At 45.8% G+C, this 19,585-nt stretch carries 18 protein-coding genes; 8 read left to right on the forward strand and 10 right to left on the reverse strand.

The annotated features are described in order from the left end of the window. Nucleotides 1–44: 44 nt before the first annotated feature. The gene (locus P404_RS0105285) at nt 45–1,199 is read left to right on the forward strand and encodes an ISL3 family transposase (RefSeq protein WP_034774026.1); all 1,155 of its coding nucleotides are present in this window, start codon (nt 45–47) and stop codon (nt 1,197–1,199) included. 184 nt (nt 1,200–1,383) lie between these two features. Here P404_RS0105285 and putP read toward each other — a convergent pair whose 3' ends face one another. The 3 genes from putP to P404_RS0105300 form a co-directional block, all read right to left on the reverse strand. Next, entirely contained in the window at nt 1,384–2,895 is a 1,512-nt protein-coding gene (gene putP, locus P404_RS0105290) for a sodium/proline symporter PutP (RefSeq protein ID WP_034774051.1), read from the reverse strand. 75 nt (nt 2,896–2,970) lie between these two features. Further along, nucleotides 2,971–4,515: an L-glutamate gamma-semialdehyde dehydrogenase gene (gene pruA / locus P404_RS0105295; protein WP_014971275.1), complete on the reverse strand. Its 1,545-nt coding sequence runs from the start codon at nt 4,513–4,515 to the stop codon at nt 2,971–2,973. Between the two features lie 127 nt (nt 4,516–4,642). Next, nucleotides 4,643–4,930, reverse strand: coding sequence for a HesB/YadR/YfhF family protein (locus P404_RS0105300; protein WP_014971276.1), 288 nt, complete (start codon nt 4,928–4,930; stop codon nt 4,643–4,645). Nucleotides 4,931–5,041: 111 nt separating this feature from the next. Here P404_RS0105300 and P404_RS0105305 point away from each other — a divergent pair, with 111 nt between their 5' ends. The 5 genes from P404_RS0105305 (at nt 5,042) to P404_RS17360 (ending at nt 11,128) form a co-directional block, all read left to right on the forward strand. Further along, complete coding sequence (locus tag P404_RS0105305) at nt 5,042–5,884, forward strand: hypothetical protein (protein WP_026830167.1); 843 nt, start codon at nt 5,042–5,044, stop codon at nt 5,882–5,884. 12 nt (nt 5,885–5,896) lie between these two features. Next, on the forward strand, nt 5,897–6,346 hold the full coding sequence (gene bcp / locus P404_RS0105310) for a thioredoxin-dependent thiol peroxidase (RefSeq protein ID WP_014971278.1): 450 nt from the start codon (nt 5,897–5,899) through the stop codon (nt 6,344–6,346). Nucleotides 6,347–6,674: 328 nt separating this feature from the next. After that, nucleotides 6,675–8,324 (forward strand): peptide ABC transporter substrate-binding protein, encoded by a 1,650-nt coding sequence (locus P404_RS0105315; RefSeq protein ID WP_014971279.1) that lies wholly within the window; start codon nt 6,675–6,677, stop codon nt 8,322–8,324. Between the two features lie 269 nt (nt 8,325–8,593). Then, a complete protein-coding gene (locus P404_RS0105320) occupies nt 8,594–9,244 on the forward strand; it encodes a homing endonuclease associated repeat-containing protein (RefSeq protein WP_014971280.1) in 651 nt (216 codons plus the stop codon). A gap of 390 nt (nt 9,245–9,634) precedes the next feature. Then, the gene (locus P404_RS17360; RefSeq protein WP_236624330.1) at nt 9,635–11,128 is read left to right on the forward strand and encodes an IS1182 family transposase; all 1,494 of its coding nucleotides are present in this window, start codon (nt 9,635–9,637) and stop codon (nt 11,126–11,128) included. Here the strand turns inward: P404_RS17360 and P404_RS0105335 are convergent. Further along, entirely contained in the window at nt 11,101–12,798 is a 1,698-nt protein-coding gene (locus tag P404_RS0105335) for a GGDEF domain-containing protein (protein WP_026830168.1), read from the reverse strand. The two genes, P404_RS17360 and P404_RS0105335, sit on opposite strands and share 28 nt — an antisense overlap. 130 nt (nt 12,799–12,928) lie before the next feature. On the opposite strand from P404_RS0105335, the gene P404_RS0105340 reads away from it, so the two are divergent. Beyond that, the gene (locus P404_RS0105340; protein WP_026830169.1) at nt 12,929–13,537 is read left to right on the forward strand and encodes a YktB family protein; all 609 of its coding nucleotides are present in this window, start codon (nt 12,929–12,931) and stop codon (nt 13,535–13,537) included. A 32-nt stretch (nt 13,538–13,569) separates the two neighbouring features. Here the strand turns inward: P404_RS0105340 and P404_RS0105345 are convergent, their stop codons facing one another. The 6 genes from P404_RS0105345 to P404_RS0105370 form a co-directional block, all read right to left on the reverse strand. Then, the gene (locus P404_RS0105345) at nt 13,570–14,079 is read right to left on the reverse strand and encodes a hypothetical protein (RefSeq protein ID WP_026830170.1); all 510 of its coding nucleotides are present in this window, start codon (nt 14,077–14,079) and stop codon (nt 13,570–13,572) included. A 134-nt stretch (nt 14,080–14,213) separates the two neighbouring features. Then, the gene (locus tag P404_RS0105350) at nt 14,214–15,287 is read right to left on the reverse strand and encodes an ABC transporter substrate-binding protein (RefSeq protein ID WP_026830171.1); all 1,074 of its coding nucleotides are present in this window, start codon (nt 15,285–15,287) and stop codon (nt 14,214–14,216) included. A gap of 3 nt (nt 15,288–15,290) precedes the next feature. Then, a complete protein-coding gene (locus tag P404_RS0105355; protein ID WP_014971285.1) occupies nt 15,291–16,091 on the reverse strand; it encodes an ABC transporter permease in 801 nt (266 codons plus the stop codon). After that, nucleotides 16,091–16,897 (reverse strand): ABC transporter permease, encoded by an 807-nt coding sequence (locus P404_RS0105360; RefSeq protein WP_014971286.1) that lies wholly within the window; start codon nt 16,895–16,897, stop codon nt 16,091–16,093. The genes P404_RS0105355 and P404_RS0105360 overlap by 1 nt, the downstream gene beginning before the upstream one ends. Further along, nucleotides 16,897–17,991, reverse strand: coding sequence for an ABC transporter ATP-binding protein (locus P404_RS0105365; protein WP_026830173.1), 1,095 nt, complete (start codon nt 17,989–17,991; stop codon nt 16,897–16,899). Before P404_RS0105365 ends, P404_RS0105360 begins: the two co-directional genes overlap by 1 nt. Nucleotides 17,992–18,004: 13 nt before the next feature. Then, nucleotides 18,005–18,550, reverse strand: a complete 546-nt coding sequence (locus P404_RS0105370) for a helix-turn-helix domain-containing protein (RefSeq protein ID WP_014971288.1) — start codon at nt 18,548–18,550, stop codon at nt 18,005–18,007. Between the two features lie 185 nt (nt 18,551–18,735). On the opposite strand from P404_RS0105370, the gene P404_RS0105375 reads away from it, so the two are divergent. After that, nucleotides 18,736–19,581 (forward strand): DegV family protein, encoded by an 846-nt coding sequence (locus P404_RS0105375; protein WP_026830174.1) that lies wholly within the window; start codon nt 18,736–18,738, stop codon nt 19,579–19,581. Nucleotides 19,582–19,585: the final 4 nt, after the last annotated feature.

The raw sequence follows: 19,585 nt of genomic DNA on the forward strand, positions 1-19,585 counted from the left end.
TATCGTAATTGTTGTCTAGACAAACCACGATTGGAGTTTTCGCCTTGTCCCAACAGTTTATCAAATTAATTCTTCCGCTTCCAGCCCTTTTTCAAATCCAGATGTCGTCCGATGAAGAACCGCACGTATTTCCTGTCATTCCTGATACACATGAAATCCCTTGTCCGCTATGCGAAAAAAAGACCATCCTGCATTCGAAAAAGCGTCGTCGTTTTCGACACGGTCATGCGTGGGGAGTCGGTGCCTTGTGGATCGAACTGGATGTCCCACGTCAAAGATGCCTCTCTTGTGATTTGACGTTCGTATATGACTACGGTCTCGGACTCGTCCGTACTTCTACCGAAGTGTTCCGAAAAGGCATCACAGAACGGTGCCATGGCCGGACAATTTCAGATGTTGCGCATGAATATGAACTTCCTTATACGACTGTGGAACGGTGGTTTTATCAGTACGCTTCAGTGGATACAGTGGGACAGGCGACACACATCCTCGTCGATGAGTTCGCCACGAGAAAAGGACACCACTATGCGACGATCGTTCTTGATGCCAAGACTGGACGTCTTCTGTCTATCGTCCCGGGCCGGGACGTATCGGCGATTACGGCTGCGCTTCAAGGTGTACTGGGAGATGTTCGTTCTGTCGTCAGTGATTTTGCACCTGCGATGGCGAAGGCAACTACTCGTGTCTTCCCGAATGCAGCGCATGTGCTGGATCGTTTTCATCTCATCCAGTTCTTTACGGATGCTCTTCGCCGCCGGCGTCGTTTTTTGAACGAGGCAAGACGCCATCATCATGTTCGTGTGATTGATCGTGCTCTCGCTTGTCGTCCGGAAGCATTGGCTCTTGAAGATCGAGAGGTCGCCCATTCTTGTATTCTAGAAGACTCGTTTACCCGGGATCTTTATCAAGGACTCCAACATATTCGATATGTGTTGAAAGCAACGTGCGACGGGCAGGCATGCCGAAGACTGAAAGACTGGCTGGAACGTTATCAATTTCATCCATGCGGACCTCTTGCGAAAATCGCGAAAGCGATTCGTGGCCGTGAAGAAGCGATGCGTCAAACCATTGTATCGACACTATCGAATGGGAAAATGGAAGGGACGAACAATAAGATTAAGCTCATTAAACGTCGTGGTTATGGCTACCGAAACCTCGAACGATTCTTTTTGAGATTGCGCCTTGAGCTTGGTCGTTAAAATAGCAACCACGTGTTATGGTGATGAGCCAACTTTATCCCAAAATAATTAATATATCTTGCCGCAAAAAATATTGTTTAATCATGAATCAATGATCTTACGTTTCTTTCCTTGATCCTTCGATAAAAAAGAGTGGTTGCTCTCCATAGAGAACAACCACTGAATCATTTCATTTTCAGTTCAATCAGACAACCTTTCGCTCCGGTTCAGTACCCTTCAGTTGAGCTTGTACTTCATCAAACTCATCATAAATTGCTTGACTTGGCGCTTTCGTCAACAGACTACCGACGACGAGCGCCACCGTTGACGCAAGGAAGGCTGGAATCATCTCGTACATCTCCGAAATATAAAACGGTAAGTCTTTGACATACAGTTTGACTAGAATCCAGGCAATGACGACGACGGATCCCGTCACCATCGAAGCAAGAGCTCCTGTTTTATTCATCCGACGCCATAATAAACTGAACAAGACGACCGGTCCAAAGGCCGCTCCGAATCCAGCCCAGGCATAACCCACGAGTGTCAGAATCGATTTCTGAGCACCAAACGATAAAGCAATCGCAAGGAGTGCGACGACAAGGACCATGACGCGTCCCATGACCATCAACTCTTTATCCGATGCATTTCGTTTCAGGAAACGTTGATAGAAATCGTTTGTTGCGGCACTCGACGAGACGAGCAATTGCGTTGAGATGGTCGACATGATCGCTGCAAGTAACGCTGCGAGTAACAAACCGGTCACGAACCCTGGGAAGAGATCGCGCGACAATTGAATAAAGACGTTCTCCGGATTGTTGAGCGTGCCACCTTGTTGTGTAAAGTAAGCATACCCGAACAATCCCGTAATCATCGCTCCGACGATTGAAAACGTCATCCAAATCATCCCGACCCGACGAGCTGTTTTCATCTCGTGAAGGTTACGAATCGCCATAAAACGGACGATGATGTGTGGCTGACCAAAATAACCGAGTCCCCAGGCCAGCAAAGAGACGATACCAATCACAGTCTGCCCTTTGAACAACTCGAGTTTCGAACCGTCTGTCGAACGGATTGTCTCAAGCGTCTCATTGATCCCACCGCTGAGCGCCAGCGTAACGGCTGGAACGATCAACAAGGCGATGACCATGATCATTCCTTGGACGACGTCCGTCCAACTGACCGCGAGGAATCCGCCGAGGAAGACATAGCCGATGACGACGGCAGCCAGAATCCAAAGACCGGTCGTGTACTCTAACCCAAATACGGATTCAAACAAACGGCCACCGGCCACAAAACCACTTGACGCGTACATTATAAAGAATATTAAGATAACTCCAGCTGAAACTGTACGCAAGACACCACTTTTATCGTGGAATCGTTTTTCAAAGTAGTCGGGAATCGTGATGGCGTCCCCGGCGTGGGCAGTATAAGCACGCAGACGTGGTGCAACAAGTAACCAGTTGGCATAAGCCCCGAGTAATAAGCCGATGACGATCCAACCACTGGACAGACCAGTTGCAAACATCGCGCCGGGTAATCCCATCAACAGCCACCCACTCATGTCGCTTGCCCCCGCGGACAATGCTGTGACGACAGGTCCGATCGTCCGTCCTCCAAGCATATAATCGTTCATGTTTTTGGTTCGGTAATACGCGACGACCCCTAATGTGACCATCAAACCTAGATACAACAAAATCGCGAACCACATTCCGTTCATCCTTTGCTCCCCCTTTTCTAAAAAAAAAAAACGGATATGCAGGTTGCATACCCGTTTCATCTATTAAACACCATTTTAGAACATTTCAGAAGTAGTTTTTGCTTGAAGATGGAGTGTCAAGTAATCCGGTCCACCTGCTTTTGAATCCGTTCCCGACATGTTGAACCCACCAAACGGTTGGTAGCCAACAATTGCGCCCGTACAGCCACGGTTGAAGTAGAGGTTACCGACGTGGAAGTTCGCACGTGCATACTCCTGGTTCGTCCGGTCTTGTGTGATGACCGCACCCGTCAACCCGTATTCCGTGTTGTTCGCGATGTCGATCGCTTCCTTGAAGTCTTTTGCTTTTGTGAAGGCAACGACAGGTCCGAAGATTTCTTCTTGCATCAGACGGTCCGTTGGTTGAACGTCCGCGACGATCGTCGGAGCAACGAAGTAACCTGTCGAATCGTCTGCCGTACCACCAGCTGCGATCCGTCCTTCTTGTTTGGCGACGTCAAAGTATGACGTGATTTTTTTGAAAGCCGCTGCATCGATGACAGGTCCGACGTTGTTCGTCACATCAACCGGGTTCCCGATGCTGAGTTTGTTTGTGTTCTCGACGACTTTCGCAAGCAATTCATCATAGATTGAATCGAGTGCGACGACACGTGAACAAGCTGAACATTTTTGGCCAGAGAAACCAAACGCCGCTTTTGTGATCATGTCTGCTGCATAATCAAGGTCTGCTGACTCATCGATGACCATCGTATCTTTCCCGCCCATTTCCGCGATGACACGTTTGAGCCAGATTTGACCGTCATTCAATTTCGAAGCCCGTTCGTTGATGCGGAGTCCGACATCACGTGAACCCGTGAAGCTGATGAAACGTGTTTTCGGATGATCAACAAGGTAGTCGCCGACTTCTGCGCCTGGTCCCGGGATGAAGTTCAAGACGCCAGCCGGAAGACCCGCCTGCTCCATCACTTCAACGAATTTTGCAGCGACGACCGGTGTCGTTGATGCAGGTTTCAAGAGAATCGGGTTACCTGCCACGATCGCAGCAACCGCTGTTCCTGCCATGATCGCAAGCGGGAAGTTCCATGGTGAGATGATGACACCGACACCAAGTGGAATGTAGTCGTACCGGTTGTATTCGCCTGGACGGCTTTCAACTTTTTTACCTTCTTTTAAGATAAGCATTTGACGTGCATAGTACTCCAGGAAGTCGATCGCTTCTGCCGTATCGGCATCGGCTTCGTTCCATGGTTTACCTGCTTCTTTGACAAGATAGGCTGAGAATTCATGTTTCCGTTTACGGATGATGTTCGCAGCTTTGAATAAGACGTCCGCACGAACACTCGGATTAACGAATTTCCACGTCTCAAATGCTTTGACTGCCGCTTGCATCGCATCTTCAGCGTGTGCCTGTGTTGCTTTTGAGACGCGTCCGACGATTTCTTCTTTGTTTGCCGGATTGACAGAAACGATCTTATCTTCTGTCGTCACACGTTCTCCCCCGATGACGAGTGGATAATCCTTGCCAAGCTCTTTTGATACAAGTTCAAGCGCCTCTTCGAACGCTTTCTTGTTTGCTTCTTGTGAGAAGTCCGTGAATGGTTCGTGTTTGTACGGAATCATCTCTATTCCCCCTTTATACTTGCTTTTAATCGCTTACATTCTCCATTGTACAGAAGCATGTCGCCGCTTACAATTATTCTAGACAAAAAAAATGAAGCAGACCGATTTGGTCCCCTTCATTTGCCACTTATTGTTTCGCTTGGGAAAAGACAATCTCTTCGTTTTGGACGGATACTTGCACGTCCTGCCCCTGGAACAGCCAGTCATCCTGATCCGATACGACAAAATGAATTCCGTCGACGACTTCTTCGACCGCCGCCCGGTCTACCGCTTCCATATGCACTCCGACTGAGAATCCTTGCGTCAGATCGGTTGAACCGCCGTATTTTGCGAAGAAACGGATCGTATCGCCTTCTTTCGCTTCCATCTCTTCTTTGAAGTATTGTAATGCTTCGTCTGTTACGTGAATTTTCATCTTGAACCCACTCTCCTTTAGTTTAGTGTACCTATTCCCTACTCAAAAAAGCGAATTTCCTGTATGGTGAAGACACAAAGTATTGATGTTTTTCATTAGGAGGAACCGAAAATGAAACGATTGCTGACGATATTAGCGTCAACGAGTATCATCCTCGTCGGATGTGGAAACGATTCTGCTCCGTCTACTGATACTGAATCCCCGAAGTCAACGGAAACGAAACAAACGAAACAGGCAAGTCAAGACGTCCTCGATGTCTACAAGACGTACCAACAAACCGTCGGGCAGTCCGGTGCGGCTGACGCCAAAGCCCTTGCCCGGGTTGAATATACAGGAGATGAAAAATTACTCCGCCCTGCCATGCTGGGTGCCCACAACTTAAACATCAAACCGGGTAAGGTCGTCAAAAGTTTTCAGGAAGGGGACGTGGCGTATATCATTCACGAGTTTGACGATGAAGACGGCGCCCCCCTTCCGAACCGCGCATCAAAGCTGTTCCTGAAGCAGGAGGATGAATGGAAAGTCGTCATCGTCCCGACGACGTTTGAGCCTGCCGTCTTTACGACGCTCGCCTCGATGTTCGATTCCTTTAATGCCGATGAATACGGTGTCAACGCGAAAGCCGCAGAAGCCGTCGGTAATACGAAGGAGGATCAACAGGATGAAGTCTTCACACGCGTCAATGCCCAGACGGATTATATGGCGCTTGAGATGAACAGCAACATCCTGATGATTTACGGTCAAGCGCTTGGCAATGAAGGCAATCCGGAAGTTCTCGTCGATTATTATTCGGATTATGCGGAATGGTATCGGGATGAACAAGCCTTGTTGCTGAGAACGGCAAAAGCCGGCACGGATTTTGAAAAATATTTGATTGCCCTTGACCCCTTAAAGGAAAGCCTGCAAAAGAAGCTTGAAAAATATGCCGACCAATTAAACATGGAACTCGGTTAAGGAGGAACTACTATGAGCACACTTGATTTTACCCTTCCGAATGCACAGGGAGAACTGATTTCGTTGAGCGATTACCGCGGAAAAAAAGTCGTTCTCTACTTTTATCCAAAAGATTCTACACCGGGCTGTACGACCGAAGCCTGTGATTTCCGTGATGCAACGGAAGCCTTTGCTGCTAAAAATACGGTCATTCTCGGTGTCTCGGCCGACAGCCAGAAACGGCATCAGAACTTTATCTCGAAATATGAACTTCCTTTCGAACTTCTATCGGATGTCGACCACAGCGTCTGTGAACAATATGGTGTCTGGCAACTCAAGAAAAACTACGGTAAGGAATATTATGGAATCGTTCGCTCCACATTTTTAATCAATGAATCCGGTGAATTGATTCAGGAATGGCGGTCCGTTAAAGTCAAAGATCATGTCGCAGAAGCACTTTCCTTCCTCGATCAACTCAACTGATCCACCTCAAACACGCTATTGCTGATAGCGTGTTTTAATTTTCATAATCCTCTTTACCTCCCAATATTATCCTTCAATAAAATTTATTTTTACAAAAAAAACGTTGATAACACACGAAATTTTAATGATTTTGAAATAATCTGAAAATAAGCTATTGATTTTTCTGAATATTGTATTTATTATTGGTAACAAGTTGATCCGGTGCTTTCCTTCAACAAAATAAAAGGCGATGACCCCTCTTATTTTTTTATAGGACACCGGATCGCTATTCTAATCGGTACTCATTTTTCAATCATATATATTCATTCTTGGGAGGGAACTTATTATTATGAAGAAGAAAAAAACACTTGCACTCGTTGGTGCTCTAACAATCGTCGGATCCAGTCTTGCAGCTTGTAGCTCTACAGATGATTCGAAAGAAACGTCTGGTTCGACAGATACGAAAAAAGCGGCGGACAAACAAGTCCTCAACCTGACAAGCGGTTCTGATATCCCGGCACTTAGCCCGACCGTCGCAACAGACTCCGTTTCATTCACGGTTTTAAACAACGTCCAAGAAGGTCTGTTCCGTCTTGACGAGAAACAAGAAGCAACACCAGGTGTCGCTGAAAGTGTAGACGTCTCTGAAGATGGTCTTACATACACATTTAAATTACGTGATTCAAAATGGTCGGACGGCAGTGACGTCACGGCAAAAGACTTCGAATATGCGTGGAAACGTGTCCTTGATCCGAAGAGCGGCTCACAATATGCGTACATCATGTATGTCATCGACGGCGCGGAAGCTTACAACACAGGTAAAGGAAAACCAGCTGACGTCGGTGTCAAGGCTGTTGACGACAAGACACTGGAAGTTAAATTGACGCAACCTGCTGAATATTTCAAAGCGTTGACGGGCTTTGGTTCATTCATGCCGCTTAAACAAGAATTCGTCGAAGAAAAAGGAAAAGACTTCGCGACGAATCCGGAAAACTTCCTCTACAACGGACCGTTCCAACTCACGGACTGGAAAACAGAAGTTGGCTGGAGCTACAAGAAAAACGATCAGTACTGGGATGCCGACACGGTTAAACTTGAAGAAGTCAACTACAAAGTCGTTAAAGAAGTCTCGACTTCAGTCAACCTCTATGAAAAAGGTGACATCGATACAGTCGGTTTGACAAGTGAGTTCGTCGATCAGTATAAAGACAGCGATGAGTTCGATACACGACTTGACGCATCGATGTACTACATCCAAATGAACTTCAAAAACGAACTGCTCAAGAACAAAGACATCCGGAAAGCAATCGATTCAGGTTACGACAAAGAACAGATGGCAGCAGTCCTCTTAAACAACGGATCGATCCCTGCTTACTACTATGTGCCAAAAGAATTCGCTAAAGGTCCAGATGGAAAAGACTTCCGTGACGGAAACGAAGGATTCGGTTCATATGACGCGTCATCTGCAAAAGCTTCATTCGAAAAAGGCCTGAAAGATGTCGGTAAGAAAACGGTCAAGCTTGAGCTTCTTTCATACGATGATGACAACTCGAAAAAAATCTCTGAGTACCTCAAAGGCGAGTGGGAGAAAAACCTGCCAGGTCTTGAAGTCACAATCAAACAACAACCGTTCAAGAACAAGCTAGAGCTTGAATCAAAAGGTGAATTCGAACTTTCATTCGCTGGTTGGGGACCTGACTACCAGGATCCAATGACGTTCCTCGACATGTGGATGACAGGTGGACCTTACAACCGTGGTGGTTACTCAAGCGATCAGTACGATTCACTCATCAAATCAGCGATGAAGGAAACGGATGCTGAGAAACGCTGGCAGTCACTCAAAGACGCTGAGAAAGTCTTGCTTGAAGACGACCAAGCCATCTCCGTCATGTACCAACGCGGTGCTTCTCTCTTACGTAAACCTTACGTCAAAGGAATCGTTAACCACAAAGTCGGTGCGGATACTTCGTTCAAATGGACGTACATCGAAGGGAAATAAGTACCACTCCAGACCAGTCTCGCCCCATGCGAGTCTGGTCTTTTTTTCCATATGAGACAAATGTACTGTTTTTAGAATTAACATTAAAAATTGTTAACATTCTGTTTTCATTTGAATTGCTTCCATTTATACTTAGCTGAAGAATGATTTTCACTTTATTTACAGTATTTCACGGTAATTATTCATAATTAATGGAAATGTGCCGATATATTCTATACAGAGGACTTTTGCCTCAACTATTACGATTGACTAGGAAGGAGGACTCACCCTTGAAACAACGTGTACTTACGAGTCAACAAACATGGACGGAAGAACAACTGGAAATGATCCACGCGATCCAGGCCTTAGGCGAACTGATTCAGGACCGTCCCCGTCGGACGATTTATCGTCGCTATGCCATCGAACATGGATGGCCTCAGCCGGAGACCATCATTCGCCAGTTTGGTTCTTGGCCGGAAGCATTATCTGCAGCAGGATACGAATGGCACATCGATCAGCAGCCGGAAGAACTCGAACGTGCTCCAAAATATACAAAAGATGAGATCTTAAAATCATTCCACCGTTATGCCCAAGACGTCGGATCCACGATTACATTAAAGAAATACCAGATGTGGCGAAAATCCGTTCATCATGCACCGAGTCATTATCATATCGTGAAAATGTTCGGATCGTGGCATGATGCCTGTACGGCTGCCGGCTTAGAAGCCAGTGTCACCTATTCGAAAGCCGAACTCGCGGCTTCGCTCCGACAAGCGATTGAAGAAGTTGGTTTCTCGCTCTCTTTCGAAGCGTACCGTGAATGGGCAAAACGTAATAATAAACCTTCTACGAAAGCCTTACTTCACCGTTACGGTTCATGGTCAGCTGCGATTCATGCCATTGAAAGTGAAATTCGAATCAGTAAACAACACGCCCAATAATCTTGCCTTTATTTTTCATTTTAAACACATCCCTTCATGAGTCTCATTCGCACCTGGAATGAGGCTTTTTTTGCGCAATTCTTCTCCTCTTTTTGTTCCCTATCCTATTCAGACCACCTCGGAGCCTGTTTACAGCAAAAAAGAACCGTCGACATCGTCGACGGTTCCAGACTGAAGACAAAGTAGTGGTTTTTCTCTTAATCGGGAAGAACCGCTTTTTTTGTTCGCTTCGAATCGTTTTCCTGGGACAAGCATCGCGCCGCATCGCTTCGCTGCTGGGTCGCTCCTGCTTGTTTTTCCCTAGGAAGCGATTTCGAGCGAACAAACGCTTTTTCTTTCACGCTTCCGGGTATACAACTAGCATAGATATTCGAAAGAGGAGGAATTCTTATGATGGGAAAAAGAGGCCAACATCATCGTTCTGAGAACATCACCATCACATTGGAACAATTGGTCCCGCAGGACCATCTCGTTCGAAAAGTAGATCAGGCCATGGACTTTGAATTCATCTATCCTTTAGTAGAGAAACTGTATTGTGAAAATAACGGAAGACCCAGTATCGATCCTGTTTTATTGATTAAGATGGCGCTTCTCCAATACTTGTTTGGTATTCCATCGATGCGTCGGACCATCAAGGAGATTGAAACGAACGTCGCATATCGGTGGTTTCTCGGAATCGGACTGGATGAGAAAGTGCCTCATTTCTCTACTTTCGGAAAAAATTACGTCCGGCGGTTTCAGGACACGGATGTGTTCGAAACCATCTTTTATCGTATCCTCTCACAAGGTGTCGAAGCTGGGTTCGTGGACCCTTCGGTCCTATTCATGGATTCCACACACATCAAGGCGAACGCAAATAAACGGAAGTTCAAGAAGAAAAAGATTGTCCGTCGCGCTATCCAACAGTATAAAGAAGAACTCGACCTGGAAGTCAACGAGGATCGGGTACTGCATGGAAAAAAGCCCTTCGCCCCCAAGGAGAGCCGTCTTGAAACACGCGAAATCAAGGAAAGTACAACAGATCCCGAGAGTGGTTACTACGTGAAGGGGGAACGTGAACGACTATTCGCTTATTCTTGTCATACAGCTTGTGATCGAAACGGATTCGTACTTGGATTGATCCTCACACCTGGAAATGTACATGATAGTAAAATGCTTGAACCTCTTCTTGAATCCGTCACTTATCATTTCAATCAGCCCTTCGCCGTCGTAGCCGATTCTGCTTACAAGACAGTCCAGCTCGCACATCATCTCCTTCAACGAAACATCTTACCGGTTTTTCCTTATACACGCCCCAGAGGGGTGAAGGGAATGTTCAAAACGAAAGACTTCTATTACGACGAATACTATGACTGTTATTTGTGTCCCGACAATCAAGTTCTTCGTTATCGGACGACCAATCGAGAGGGGCATCGGGAATACGTCTCTGACCCAACGATCTGTGCGTCATGCTCTTTTCTTTCACAGTGCACGAAGAGCCAAGAGAATAAAAAAATGATCCTACGCCATATCTGGCAGGAAGCAATGGATGAGGTGGAGCATTTGCGGCATACTTCTGTGAACCGGGCATTGTATCGAAAACGACAGGAGACCATCGAACGTGTCTTCGCAGACGCAAAAGAAAAGCATGGCATGCGTTGGGCCCGATATCGTGGTCTGAAAAAAACAACGCTACAAGCGATGCTTACTTTTAGTGCCCTGAACCTCAAAAAATTGGCGAACTGGTCATGGGATTCCGGTGGGAATCCTTGTTTTCAACATCACTTTTTACGACTACATAAGACAAACCCTCATTTCAACGTTGAAATGAGGGTTTGTCTACGATCTGAAACCGTCGACATCGTCGACGGTTCTTTTCATATCACACGTTCTTTCCATTCTTGATACGACGCGACACGGTCCCGTCCTTGGAACTTTGCTCCGATGTACATCGCTCGGTCTGCGTTCCGGATCAGGCTCGCTAGATCACCTAACTCGTTTAATGTATCAATGCCGATACTTGCCGTAATCTTTAATTGATTGTCTTCAATTCGAACCGGATTGGCATGTAACGTCTCGCGAATCCGTTCCGCCACGATTTGCGCGGACTCAAGATCGGTATTCGGTAACAAGACGACAAATTCTTCGCCACCGTAACGTGCCACAAGATCCGTGATACGCGTCGCCTGCATCAACAGCTTGGCGACTTCAAACAAGACGACATCACCGACTTCATGTCCATACGTATCATTGATTTGTTTAAAGTGGTCTAAATCGATCATTAACGCCGAGAACGGATATAAGTCCCGTTGACGGATCCGCCGATCGCCCCATTCTTGTAAGGCGCGGTAGTTCGGTAATTTCGTCATCGCATCGGTCCGGCTGTCCGTCAAGAGACGCTCACGTTCCTGTGCCCGTTCGACGGCCCAGGACAAGACACGAAGAGCCCGATACAGCTCATAACCAAAATCTTTTGTGAATTCACCACTTGCTTCGGATGCTAGAAATAACGAACAGTTGATTTTTTCCGTCGCTTCCGGTTGAATGAATAAAATTGATTGGGTTTCTTCTGGGATACAATCGTATAACCGAATGTCCCATTCCTGTTGCATCCCATATAACAAGACTTCGTCTTTTTCTTCAATGATCTCTTCGATGATGATACCTTGAACGTGATCGGCCTTTAATTTCCTTCCATCCTTTAACGAATAATAAATCGGATTCCCTTCACTAAAATCAAACTTGATCCACGCAATGTCTGGACGGACAAAATGATTCAACTGCCGTAAGTAACGTTCGATGATGAACTGGGCGTCCCCGTCCTTCCAGGCTGCTTCTTTTAAGCGTTCGATTTGTTCCCAGTGTTCGATCCGGTCGCTCGCATGGACGGAACTCCCGAGTGACCGCTTGATGATGAACAACGCAAACGCCGTCATGACAAGTCCACTGTTCCCATTGTTTTGGACCATCAATGTACTGAAGATACCAAACAATAACTCAGCCGCGATGACGACTGCTTCAAACCGGAGTAATGGTAACATGACATTGTTCGGGATATTTTCACCCAGTAAAAAGTGGGACAATTTATATTGGAACAATAAGACCAACCATAAAATCAAGACCATGGCGAGCAAGGGTCCAATGTTGCCGATCAATGCAAATTCTTGTCCGTGCGTACCGCCTAACGCATTGTAGGCAAGTCCCGCTGGTAAGATCAGTAATAATTCAAGTGTGACATTAAACGGGTAGTTATGTAGCATCCGTCGGCGTCCGATGGCCGTATGGACCGTTCGCAACTGATAGATCAACATCGTCAATTGTCCGACACAGATGGCCGAGAGTAATCCGTATGTCAAGAACGTAAACAGGACAAACCCAAAATGGAACGTAAAACTCATATGTCTTCGGCGGACGGGATCGATGACAAAGATGGTAGAGAGTGCAACGACAAGCGTAAATGTAAAAAAATCGATGCTGGGACTGTAATCCCTTGATTTCGCCAGTAAATCTATTCCAATGACGACAAGAAAAAATACAACCCAGCTTCGAAGGAGATATTGTTGAAAACGACGCACGTTGACTTCCCCTTCCTCAAACACTTTTGTATATATATGGAAAACACATCTTAATTATTCATTATTTGAGCATCGAAGTCTATTTTTAATACTCCGATTTGTTACACTATTAGACAGAGGTGATAAATCAGTGACTACTCATTTTACGAAAGAAGCGTTTGAGACATTTCAGATTGATGGACTGGAGCAACGGATGGAGGCAATCCGGGAACGGATACAGCCTGTTTTTAAACAGATTGGACAAGAAGTTTTACCTGACTTGACAGTTCATCTTGCCGAAGACATCTATGTCCATATCGCACAACACGCCCGCCGGAAAGTGAATCCACCAAATGATACATGGATGGCATTCTCACCAAATAAACGTGGTTATAAGATGCTTCCCCATTTTCAAGTCGGCTTATTTGATGATCATCTTTTCATCTGGCTTGCCTATATCTATGAACTTCCGAACAAATCGCAGTATGCTACTAAATTATTGCAACACCAGCACATTTTGCATACACTTCCGTCTGACTTCGTCATTTCATATGACCATATGAAAAAAGACGCGCAACGAATCGAAGAAACAAGTCTTGAACAAGGGCTTGTCCGGTTTCGTGATGTGAAGAAGGCAGAATTCTTAATCGGCCGTCATGTCCCCGCTGATCAAGTCAGTGCGATGTCATACGATGAATTAGTAAATCTGATTCGAAATACCTACGCACAACTCGTGCCGATTTATAAAAAGATTCAATAAAAAGGATGGCCTAAAAGGTCATCCTTTGTTCGTTAGTTATATTTTACTAGAATTGACATGACTTGTGTACGGTCAGAATTTAAATTTAGATAAATGTTGACCTGTTTTGTTGAAACTGTCATCAGATTAAAAGCTTGATCGAGCTTCGCGGTAGGATATGCTTTTTTTACTTCCTTGACAGAAACCGTTCGACTGAGCACTTTAGGATTATAGACGATTGCTGAAACTTTTGCTTTACGATCGGGTACACCAAACGTCGAACAATAATGAATGGCTTTGTTAGGCGTGACTAATCCTTTACCACTTTGGCACCATGTCGAGTTTTTTTCGCCTTTGTACGCATTATGTACTTGCGCCAATGTCGTCTGTTCCAATTTTACTTTGTTATCCGTTGATGCTGCCTTTGAAGCACTCGTTTTGATTTGTTTCAACCAGTCGATATCTGTTGGCTTAGCCGCTTCTACGGATTCGTTATATGAAGGACCTGAGACAAGACTCATGGTAAGTGCAGCAGTTAAGATAAGACCTAAAAATTGTTTCATGATGTGCTCCCCCTTGAAATGCTTTGATAGATATCTCATTCCCCCATTTTCGAAATAATATTCATTTTAAATACATTTCTTTAAAAAATATTTTAAAAAAGTTGCTACCTGAATAGGTAACAACTTTTTTTGCGTCATTTCTTATGCATTTTGAACTCTAAAAATAGTTCATTATAATGTGCCAACATCTCTTTACCTAAATTTTCATATACTTCAAGTGTATCGGTGACTTCTTTGTCCGGGTAAAACCGTTCATCTTCACGTACTTCACGATCAAGCAACTTCAAAGCAGCCGTGTTAGGCGTGGAATAACCAACGTAGTCAGCATTTTTTGCGGCGTTTTTCGGTTCAAGCATGAAGTTGATGAATTGGTGAGCACCGTCGATGTTTTTTGCTGTCTTCGGAATGACGATGTTATCAAACCAGACATTGGATCCTTCTTTCGGAATCACATAGTTCAAATTTTCATTTTCACTTATGATTTCATTGGCATCCCCGGACCAGACGACACCTATTCCGGCTTCTTCATTCGCGAGCAGCAACTTGATTTCATCACCGACGATCGCCTTGACGTTCGGTGTCAGTTTCATCAAGTTGGCTTTCGCCGCTTGAAGTTTGGTTTCGTCCGTCTCGTTTAACGAGTAGCCGAGACTGTTCAGACTCATCCCCATCACTTCACGTGCTCCGTCTGCGAGGAGAATCTGATTTTTTAGCGCTGGATCCCAAAGATCCTTCCAGCTCGTCGGTTTTTTTCCGCCAATCAATTTCTGATTATAGACGATTCCGACCGTTCCCCAAAAATAAGGAATCGAATAGCGGTTGCCTGGATCAAACGATAAATCTAAAAAACGGGAATCGATATTTTTTAAGTTCGGCACTTTTTCCTGATCGATCGGGACCACCAGATCTTCTTCGATCATCTTGGCAATCGCGTAATCAGACGGGACCGCGACATCATACGTCGTGCCTCCTTGCTCGATTTTCGTCAACATCGCTTCGTTTGAATCAAACGTTTGGTAGACAACTTTGATTCCCGATTCCTTCTCAAACTGATCAATCAATTCAGGATCAATGTAATCGCCCCAGTTATAGATGTTTAAGACGTTTTTACCGGAGTACCCTTGTGTTGCATTTAATCGGTTTAAGGCAAACAAGATGATGCCGGATATCAGAAAAATCGCCACGAACAATTGAATGAGTTTTTTCATCGATCATTTCACCTCCGGTCGGGACAGCTTCATCGCAGAACGTTGGTTCAGGAAGTAATAGCCGATGACGAGTAAAAACGTAAACAAGAAAATCACCGTCGACAACGCATTGATTTTCATGGAAATCCCTTGTCGTGCGAGTGAATAGATTTCAACGGATAAGGTCGTAAAACCATTTCCGGTGACAAAGAATGTCACGGCGAAATCATCCAGCGAATACGTGAGTGCCGTAAAGAACCCGGCAAATATCCCTGGTGTGATGTAGGGTAAGATGACTTTCGTCAAGACGTCGAATCGGCTTGCTCCTAAATCACGCGCTGCATCGACGAGTGTCGGACTCATCTCCTGGAGTTTCGGAAGAACGAGAATGACGACAATCGGGACGGAAAACGCGATGTGTGACAACAAGACTGACGTAAAGCCAAGCTGAATGCCAAGCATCGTAAAGAAAATCAAGAAGGACGCACCGATGATGACATCCGGACTGACGATCAAAATACTGTTTAACGTCAACAGTGACGTCTCGATTCGTTTCTTACGGACCGCTTGAATTCCAATCGCTCCTAAGACACCGATAATCGTCGAGATCGCCGCTGACAACAGCGCGATGACCAGCGTATTCAAGACGATGATCAAGAGACGGGAGTCTTGGAACACTTCTTTATACCAGTCCCACGTAAAGGAATCAAAATTCGTCATGTTGTCGGCACTGTTAAAAGAATAAAATGCGAGATAGAAAATCGGTGCGTACAAGATGATGAAGACACCAATCAAGTATAGATTCGCTAATTTGAGTCGTTTCATCACGTTGTCGCTCCTTTCTTCCGTTTCGTACTCGTCAAAGCAAGAATGATCGCCATCGCGATGATCAGGAAGACGGCAATCGTCGCGCCCATGCCCCAGTTCTGTGTGACAAGAAACTGTTGCTCAATCGCCGTTCCCAGTGTAATGACACGATTCCCGGCAATCAGTCGTGTAATCATGAACAACGACAAGGCCGGAATGAAGACGAGTTGACAGCCTGATTTCACTCCGTCGAGGGTCAACGGGAAGACGACACGGCGGAACGTCATGAAGTTGGATGCTCCCAGATCGCGCGCCGCAAAGACGAGGGACGGATTCAATTTTTCGATCGCATTGAAGATCGGTAAAATCATGAACGGTATGAAGATGTAGACGGAAACAAATACAAAACTGAAGTCCGTGAACAAAATCTGTTTCCGACCGATTCCGATGGCCTCAAGCGTCTGATTCGCCCATCCATAGGTACTGAATAGACCGATGAAAGCATACGCTTTTAACAGGAGGTTAATCCAAGTCGGTAAGATGATCAATAATAACCATAATTGCTTATGTTTCGTTTTTGTCAGTAGATAAGCCGTCGGATAACCGATGGCGAGCGAAAAGAAGGTAATCAAAAAGGCATACCAAAAGGAGCTTAACGTCATCGTCAGATAGGTCGAAGTAAAGAACTTTTGATAGTTGATGAGCGAAAAATGACCTTCGAGATCGAGAAACGAATAATAGACGACCAGGACGATCGGCGCGATGACGAACAACGCGATCCAAAAACTATACGGAATCAGATACCAGTTGCGTGTTTTTTGCATCACAGCACCTCGTCATATGACTCAAGTCGTTTATCGAATTCCTCTTCCGTCTCATTTAGACGCATGACATGAATCGCTTCCGGATCGAACGTCAGTCCAATCTGTTCGCCGACGATCGCTTTTTTTGTACTATGGACAAGCCACTCGTTTCCGACGTCATCCATACAAGCGATCTCATAGTGCACACCGCGGAACAGTTGTGAATCGACGGTGACACGTAATTTCCCTTGGGCGACGCTCGTGATTTCCAAGTCTTCCGGACGAATGACGATTTCAACCGGTTCATTCAATTCAAGCCCCCGGTCGACACAATCAAACTCGTTTTCCGCAAACGACACACGGTAGTCGGTCAACATCCGTCCCGGGATGATGTTCGACTCGCCGATGAAGTCAGCGACGAAACGGTTGATCGGTTCATCGTAGATGTCCGTCGGTGTACCGGACTGTTGGATCAGACCATGGTTGAGGACAAAAATTTCATCCGACATCGCAAGCGCCTCTTCTTGGTCATGGGTGACGAAGATGAACGTGATGCCAAGACGTCGTTGCAGATCGCGTAGTTCATACTGCATCTCCGTCCGAAGCTTCAAATCAAGGGCTGATAACGGTTCATCAAGCAGGATGACTTCCGGCTCGTTGACGATTGCCCGGGCAATTGCCACGCGCTGACGTTGTCCACCTGACATTTCCGTGATTTCACGGTTCTCATAACCGGACAAGTTGACGAACTTCAAGGCATCGAGGACCCGCGTCTTGACCTCTGCTTCCTTCATCTTTTTGATCCGTAAACCAAACGCGATGTTTTCAAAAACATTGAGATGCGGAAACAAGGCATAGTCCTGAAAGACCGTATTGACTTGTCGTTTGTTCGCCGGGACGTCATTGATTCGTCTACCATTAAACAGAATATCGCCTTCTGTCGCCTCGGTAAATCCAGCAATCAGTCGTAAGACGGTCGTTTTCCCGCAACCGGATGGTCCGAGCAACGTATAAAATTTCCCCCGTTCGATTTCAAAACTGACCCGATCAAGGACGGTCTGATCGTCAAAACGTTTTGTCACATCTGTAAATTGGATGATGGTGTTATCTGCCAAGTCCTGTTCCTCCTTATAAATACGAATCAGTTGCTGTGACGAGTACCTTCGTATCCGTCTCCGACTCATTTCGTAATTGATGAATTTCAGAAGCTTTATAATAGAATGTCTCGCCTTGTGTCGCAATAAAGGATTCGTGTCCCAGTCGTAACGTGACGCGTCCTTCGAGAACGAAAACAAACGTTTCTGACCCCGACGGTTCATAGGCTTTAAATGCGCCTCCGGGTGCCAAATGCAACAAGACCGGTTCCATTTCCTTCTCATTCGATTCCGGAATCAGCCAGGTCACATGATACCCCTGCTCCGGATCCGCATAACTCGTGACATCTTTTTCTGTATAAACGACTTTCTGATTTAACGTATCCTCATCAAAAAAATCTTTTGCCGAGATGCCGAGTACTTCCAAGAGACTAAACAACGTCTCGATCGAAGGGGAGCTGATCTCCCGTTCAATTTGTGAGATGTATCCTTTACTCAAATCCGTTCTCTCTCCAAGCTCCTCTTGCGTCAAACCTTTTTGAAGACGCAGATTCTTGATTTTATTGCCAATCGTCCGCAATCCACGCCCTCCTTTCTTTCACTCAGTTTAGTATAAGATGACTTAAAGTTTACTAATTACGTACCGATTATAGCGTATCCCATCAGTTAATCAACTAAAATGTTTTAATTCCCAAAGGTTCATTTGACAGCGATAACGCTTGCACCTACAATTAATATCAGGTACTAAAACAAGGAGGAAACAGCATGAAGATTGCATGGATTACAGACAGTACGACCATTTTACCGGACTCGATTTCTGCACGCGATGATTTGACCGTCGTCCCGCTTCTCGTCATGAAGGACGGCGAAAGTTTTATCGATGGCGTCGACGTCCAAGCGGAAACGGTGTATGAATGGATCGACGCCAAGCATAAGATCACGACAAGCCAACCTTCGATCGGAACATTCACCGAGCACTACGAACGTTTAAAAGAGCACTATGATATCGGTTTTGCGATCCATTTATCGAGCGAACTCAGCGGAACGTATAATGCCTCCGTCCAAGGAGCTGAGATTGCTGGATTCCGGTTGATTGCGATCGATTCCCGTTGCGGCATCTACCCGGCAGGTCAACTGTTGGCAGAAGCGATGGAACTTGCAGCAACCGGCATGTCGGTTGAAGAGATCGAACAGCACATCCTTGAACGCCGCTTCGATCACCATATCGAATTCACTGTCGCCAATCTGGATCAACTGCAGGCGGGTGGACGGATTTCCTCAACCAAGGCGTTCGTCGGCAACTTACTGCAGCTCCGTCCCTTGTTCCATTTTGAAGATGGAAAAATCGTTCCGTATCAGACGGTCCGGACGTTCAAAAAAGCGCATGCGAAACTGTATGATCACCTCGTCGAAATGCTTGAAAGTGGTACCGTCACCGATGTCTCCTTGTTCCACGCAGCGGCTTATGACTTAGCACTCGAATGGAAAACGAGTCTCGAAAAACGGTTTGATGTGACGATTCGGATCGATCATTTGACGCCTGTCCTCGGTTCCCATACCGGAAACCCGGCCATCGGGATGTCGTTTTTGAATCCAACGAGCCGACGCTGATGTC

It is taken from the genome of Exiguobacterium antarcticum DSM 14480, assembly GCF_000685865.1.
Taxonomy (GTDB): Bacteria; Bacillota; Bacilli; order Exiguobacteriales; family Exiguobacteriaceae; genus Exiguobacterium_A; species Exiguobacterium_A antarcticum.

Coding starts and splice junctions, on each gene's coding strand:
- P404_RS0105360 (WP_014971286.1), bottom strand. CDS start 16,897: ATGCAAAAAACACGCAACTGGTATCTGATTCCGTATAGTTTTTGGATC.
- P404_RS0105345 (WP_026830170.1), bottom strand. CDS start 14,079: ATGAAACAATTTTTAGGTCTTATCTTAACTGCTGCACTTACCATGAGT.
- bcp (WP_014971278.1), top strand. CDS start 5,897: ATGAGCACACTTGATTTTACCCTTCCGAATGCACAGGGAGAACTGATT.
- P404_RS17360 (WP_236624330.1), top strand. CDS start 9,635: ATGATGGGAAAAAGAGGCCAACATCATCGTTCTGAGAACATCACCATC.
- P404_RS0105300 (WP_014971276.1), bottom strand. CDS start 4,930: ATGAAAATTCACGTAACAGACGAAGCATTACAATACTTCAAAGAAGAG.
- P404_RS0105350 (WP_026830171.1), bottom strand. CDS start 15,287: ATGAAAAAACTCATTCAATTGTTCGTGGCGATTTTTCTGATATCCGGC.
- P404_RS0105355 (WP_014971285.1), bottom strand. CDS start 16,091: ATGAAACGACTCAAATTAGCGAATCTATACTTGATTGGTGTCTTCATC.
- pruA (WP_014971275.1), bottom strand. CDS start 4,515: ATGATTCCGTACAAACACGAACCATTCACGGACTTCTCACAAGAAGCA.
- P404_RS0105375 (WP_026830174.1), top strand. CDS start 18,736: ATGAAGATTGCATGGATTACAGACAGTACGACCATTTTACCGGACTCG.
- P404_RS0105305 (WP_026830167.1), top strand. CDS start 5,042: ATGAAACGATTGCTGACGATATTAGCGTCAACGAGTATCATCCTCGTC.
- P404_RS0105315 (WP_014971279.1), top strand. CDS start 6,675: ATGAAGAAGAAAAAAACACTTGCACTCGTTGGTGCTCTAACAATCGTC.
- putP (WP_034774051.1), bottom strand. CDS start 2,895: ATGAACGGAATGTGGTTCGCGATTTTGTTGTATCTAGGTTTGATGGTC.